This window comes from Armatimonas sp. (assembly GCF_031410135.1).
Taxonomy (GTDB): domain Bacteria; phylum Armatimonadota; class Armatimonadia; order Armatimonadales; family Armatimonadaceae; genus Armatimonas.
Map to the genome: position 1 here is coordinate 1 of NZ_JANNYP010000038.1, position 4553 is coordinate 4553.

The 4553-nt window shown below is 57.4% G+C and carries 6 protein-coding genes; 5 read left to right on the plus strand and 1 reads right to left on the minus strand.

Annotation, left to right across the window (positions count from 1 at the left end; translation table 11 throughout):
* From RMO15_RS01430 to RMO15_RS01445, 4 genes are all read left to right on the plus strand, one after another.
* Positions 1–593, plus strand: a 593-nt coding sequence (locus RMO15_RS01430) for a tetratricopeptide repeat protein (protein WP_309707149.1), incomplete at its 5' end; no start/stop codon positions are given.
* Complete coding sequence (locus RMO15_RS01435) at positions 594–1418, plus strand: ABC transporter permease subunit (RefSeq protein ID WP_309707150.1); 825 nt, start codon at positions 594–596, stop codon at positions 1416–1418.
* A 21-nt stretch (positions 1419–1439) separates the two neighbouring features.
* Positions 1440–1895: a TrkA family potassium uptake protein gene (locus RMO15_RS01440; RefSeq protein ID WP_309707151.1), complete on the plus strand. Its 456-nt coding sequence runs from the start codon at positions 1440–1442 to the stop codon at positions 1893–1895.
* A 9-nt stretch (positions 1896–1904) separates the two neighbouring features.
* Positions 1905–2561, plus strand: a complete 657-nt coding sequence (locus RMO15_RS01445; protein ID WP_309707152.1) for a TrkA family potassium uptake protein — start codon at positions 1905–1907, stop codon at positions 2559–2561.
* On the opposite strand, the gene RMO15_RS01450 is transcribed toward RMO15_RS01445, so the two are convergent.
* Positions 2558–3154 carry a hypothetical protein gene (locus tag RMO15_RS01450; RefSeq protein ID WP_309707153.1) on the minus strand — a complete coding sequence of 199 codons (597 nt, stop codon included), beginning with the start codon at positions 3152–3154 and terminating at the stop codon, positions 2558–2560. The two genes, RMO15_RS01445 and RMO15_RS01450, sit on opposite strands and share 4 nt — an antisense overlap.
* Positions 3155–3401: 247 nt before the next feature.
* On the opposite strand from RMO15_RS01450, the gene RMO15_RS01455 reads away from it, so the two are divergent.
* Positions 3402–4487 carry a ribonucleotide-diphosphate reductase subunit beta gene (locus RMO15_RS01455; RefSeq protein WP_309707155.1) on the plus strand — a complete coding sequence of 362 codons (1086 nt, stop codon included), beginning with the start codon at positions 3402–3404 and terminating at the stop codon, positions 4485–4487.
* The last annotated feature ends 66 nt before the right edge of the window (positions 4488–4553 follow it).

The following is a 4553-nucleotide window of genomic DNA, read 5'->3' on the forward strand; positions in this document are numbered from 1 at the left end:
CCGAGGACTACAACAAGGCTGCCGCGCTCTACGCCGCTAAAAACTACGAAGCCGCCGCTCCGGCTTTTGAGCGCGTGGCACTGAATAAGTCCAATACCGACGACATTCTCAAGAAATCCATAGACGGTGGCTGCTGGAGCTACCGTGAGCTAGGCCACGCCGCCCAAAACCGCAACGACCTTCAGGCCGCCCTGCGCTGGTATAAAAAAGCACTCGATGTCAAGCCCGATGATGGCCCCGCCAAGCAGGAGTACGATGCTGTCGCGCGGATTCTGGGCAGCACGGCTCCCGCTGGTCCCTCGACCGTTGCTCCTCCCCCGGACCGCACCACCCAGCACCCGAATCGGGCCGCTCCCGGCACGCCCAATATCAAAGCGGCAGATGTCGAGCGAGCACAGGCCCAAGCCGCACAAGAGGCACAAAATCTACTAAGCCAGGCAAACACGGCCTACCGCTCGGGCAATACCCCCGAGGCGCTGAAGCTCTGGAGCCAGGTGGTGGGCAAGTCCCCTGGCTCTGCTGCGGCGACGGAGGCACAGAACTACATCACTCAGTACGCCCACAACAACAACCCCTTTGACCAGGGACGCTAGATGCTCACGATAGCCTGGTTGACACTGAAAGAGGCGCTCCGGCGGCGGGCGGGGTGGCTGGCCACTCTGGTTGCCGTGCTGGTGGTGCTGGGAGGGTTCGTGCCGCTTACCGGGCGCTTGCTTCTCTTACCACGCGACCAAGCGGATCGGATTTTTGTCGGGCTCTATATCTTTCTGGGCACCGATATTTTAAAGTTCTTTGGGGCAGTGTTTGGGATCGCGCTGGCCTCGGGGGCGATTTCGTCGGAGGTGGATCGCGGGGTGCTGAGCACGATCTTGCCCAAGCCCCTCACGCGCACCAGTGTCTACGCGGGCAAGTGGCTGGGAATTTTGGGATTTGTTCTGGGTAGCTTGCTCTTCTGGACTCTGGTGCTCTTCGTCGTCGCCACTGTACGAGACCCCCATCACTCTCATCGCAATATCTTTGCAGCCCTCCCCTGCCTGGCACTCTATCCTCTCGTGTTTACGAGCTTGGCGCTGTTTTTCTCGACCTTTAGTGCGTTTCCTCTGGCAGCAGGGCTCTCCGTGATGGCGGCAGGAATCGGGTGGGCGGAGGGATTGCTACGGTTTTTAGAGCGGACATTTGCTATCCAAGCTCTGGGTGTCTTGGCATCGGGGGCAAGCTACGCCATGCCGATTGGCCGGATGGCACGCTGGACCACCAAGCTTCTCGGGCCGTTTCCTACTCTCGATGGCAAGACCATCACGCTTGCCAGTCCGTTTCCCGGTCAGCAAGCCCAGCCGATAGATTTCGCCTATATCGGAGGCTATGTCGTGCTGGTATTTCTCCTAGGAGCACTTGTGTTTGGGCGACGTGATTTGTGAAATCGGGTACAATCTCTTCCTATGAGAGTAGTCATTGTGGGCTGTGGGCGCGTGGGCTCTACCTTGGCGCGCCTGCTGGTCGAGCGTCACGAGGTCACGGTTGTTGATCGTACCTCCGAGGCGTTTCGGCGGCTGGGCAGCAAGTTTCAAGGGCAGAAGATCGTCGGACCGGGCACGGACATGGATGTTCTGAAGCGCGCCGGGATCGAGGGGGCAGATGCCTTTATCAGCGTCACCGACGGCGACAACCGGAATATCATGGCGGCCCAGATCGCGAAGAAAATCTTTAATGTCCCCCAGGTTTTTACCCGTATCTATGATCCTTCGCGGGCGGCGGTCTATGCGGAGATGGGAATCCAGACCCTCTGCACCACGTCCACTGCTGCGGGGCTCTTCTGCGATTTGGTAGAAGGCCGCCGTCCTGATAGCTTCATGGCTCAGCTCGGTAGCTATCTTGATGCCGCTCAGAAAGTGTAACCCTCAGAGATGTATGTAATTATCATTGGTGGTGGCAACGTCGGTTACTACCTGACAAAAGACTTGGTCTTAGCGGGCCACGAAGTTTTATTACTGGAAAAAGACCGCGCACGCGCCCAGCGTCTAGCCGAAGACCTTGGTGAAGTGGCGCAGCAGGGCGATGGCTGCGAGGCACGTGTCATGGCGGAGATGGGCTTTGCCCGCGCCGATGTGATCGTGGCAGCGACGGGTGAGGATGAAGACAACCTGATTGTCTGTCAGATGGCCAAGCAGCGCTTTGGCATCAGCCGGACGATCTCGCGTGTGAACTCTCCTGCCAATGAAGCCCTCTTTGCCCAGCTCGGAATTGACACCACAGTCTCGGCGACCCGCCTGATTTTCAACTTAATCGAGCAAGAGATTGAAGTGGATCACCTTATCCCGATTGCGGCTCTGGCACGTGGACACCTAGAGATTGTCTCCATTGAGCTCTCGGAGCACTCCCCCGTCTTAGGCAGAGCCATTGGCGAGATTGCGCTCCCGGGGGATGCCCATATCATCGCCCTGCTTCGCGGCGACAAGGGACTTCTCCCCTCTCCAAATGCCATTCTCCAGATTGGGGATACCGTGCTGACTCTGGTTCAACAGAACCAGGAGTCAGCACTACACGGCGTCTTCTCGGCTTAGAAACGAGCGCTGAGCGAGGTGGTGATTGCGGTCGCTGCCTCGCGTGCGTTGCTGTCCGTGATGAGTCCTAGGAGCTGACTTGCCATCACGCCTGCGGGAACACCGTAGGGTAAGGCAAGGGTCAGGGTTGCCGCGAAGGCCTCCAGTGCAGCGGCGGCTCCCACAGGCGCATTGCGGAGGAGGAGCAGCACCTCGCCAGGTGTACCATCCTCGAACAGCCCCACGATCACCAGCCCGTCACAGCCACCCGCTTTCAGGGTCAGGGTCAAGCTCTGGCGCTCGTCCGGAAGCTGGCGTGGCCCAGATACGGATACCGTAGCAGCGGCACGGGGTGCGGGAGTCACTGTGGGAGCAGGAGGAGCGATAGGCTCTTTGGGCTCCTCGGTAACCGTCGCGATAATAACGGGCGCTTCAGGCTCTGGCGTAGGCGCAACAGCCACTACCTCGGGCTCGTCTGCAAAGGGATCACTCAGGCTGATCTCAGGCTCGGACGGGAGTGTCTCAGGAGTGGGAGCAGGTGTATTGCGTGTGGAGCGACCGTTTTTAGGAGCGGCCACAGGAGGCGCATCCTCCTCAAAAAGTTGGGTAGACATGAGGCGATTATAAGGGGCAAACATGAGTTTTGTCAACTCCCCTTATAGGCAAACGTTTGTTATTATGTTTGCTTTTAAAAATAGTCGTGTTTGCTCGTAAGTTTACGGGTAAAAACCGTTGACAGTCCCATATGTGGCACGTATAATCAACCTCGTCCACTACATGTAGGGTCTTGCCAATCCGGCCTCTACTAGTCCTAGTGTAGCAAACATAGTAGTATCTTAATTAGAAAGTTATTTCAGCGGCATGCAGACAACCTATACCCTTGGTGAGAAGACATTTCTCCTTGATGAAGAGAAAGCGGCGGCGGCGCTTGCGGCAAAACGTGTGATCAATGGTCGCTCGACCATGACCTTTAACTTGCTCCCCCTGCGCTACCAGTGGGCCTACAATCTCTATCAAAAAATGAAAGCCAATCACTGGGAACCGGAAGATGTCCCCATGCAGCGAGATGCCGAGCAGTGGCGCAGTGATAGCGCTCTCTCGGATATTGACCGCTGGATCGTGCGCATGGCTATTGGCTACTTCTCCGCTGCCGAGGGCATCGTCGGGGATAACATCCAGCACGTGGTGCGCGAGCTCGTGACCGCCTCCGAGCTGAAGCTAGTGCTGGGTCGCCACGCCCATGAAGAGAACATCCATGCTGACTCACTTCTCTACATGATCAGCTCACTGGGCATTGATCCCCATGAGTGCGAGGCGATGTTTGAAGACATCGAGACGATCCGAAAGAAGAATGAGTTTGTCACCCGTGTCTCTCGCTCCCTGCGCCGGGACCTGGATCTGACCAAGCGGGAGAACAAGCAGCTTCTGGCAAAGAATATCTTTGTCTTTGGGCAGTGCATGGAAGGCACTCAGTTCTATGGTTTGTTTGGCATGGTGCTCTCGCTCTACCGCCAGGGCAAGCTCACGGGGATCGGAACGATGTTTCGCTACACCCTACGCGATGAGTCCAACCACATCGAGGTCTTCCGCAATTTATTTCTCGGTCTGATCGAAGAGAACCCCGAGATATGGACACCGGACTTCCAGCAAGAACTCGTGGACTTGATGAAAGAGGCCGTGGCGCTGGAGAAAGCCTTTATCCAAGACTGTCTCCCCGTGGCGGGCCTAGGGCTCTCGTCCGAGGAGTTCGAGCAGTACATCGAGTTCATCGCGGACCGTAGATTAGAGGGCGTCGGCCTGTGCCCGATCAACCCTGGGATCACCAACTCCCTCCCGTGGCTTGCGGAGCTGATGGACATCAAAAAAGAGCAGAACTTCTTCGAGGGTCGCGTCACCGAGTACCAGAAATCCAGCTCGCTCTCGCAAGTAGACGACGACGAGCTTTAGCGTCGCGTGACGGCGTAAACGCCGTCACGCCAGAGGGAACAAAGCCCGTGCCGGGCTACCAAATTT

Bases quoted from the DNA above. Each gene is read 5' to 3' on its own strand.
- RMO15_RS01435 (WP_309707150.1), top strand. From the start codon at position 594: ATGCTCACGATAGCCTGGTTGACACTGAAAGAGGCGCTCCGGCGGCGG.
- RMO15_RS01455 (WP_309707155.1), top strand. From the start codon at position 3,402: ATGCAGACAACCTATACCCTTGGTGAGAAGACATTTCTCCTTGATGAA.
- RMO15_RS01450 (WP_309707153.1), bottom strand. From the start codon at position 3,154: ATGTCTACCCAACTTTTTGAGGAGGATGCGCCTCCTGTGGCCGCTCCT.
- RMO15_RS01440 (WP_309707151.1), top strand. From the start codon at position 1,440: ATGAGAGTAGTCATTGTGGGCTGTGGGCGCGTGGGCTCTACCTTGGCG.
- RMO15_RS01445 (WP_309707152.1), top strand. From the start codon at position 1,905: ATGTATGTAATTATCATTGGTGGTGGCAACGTCGGTTACTACCTGACA.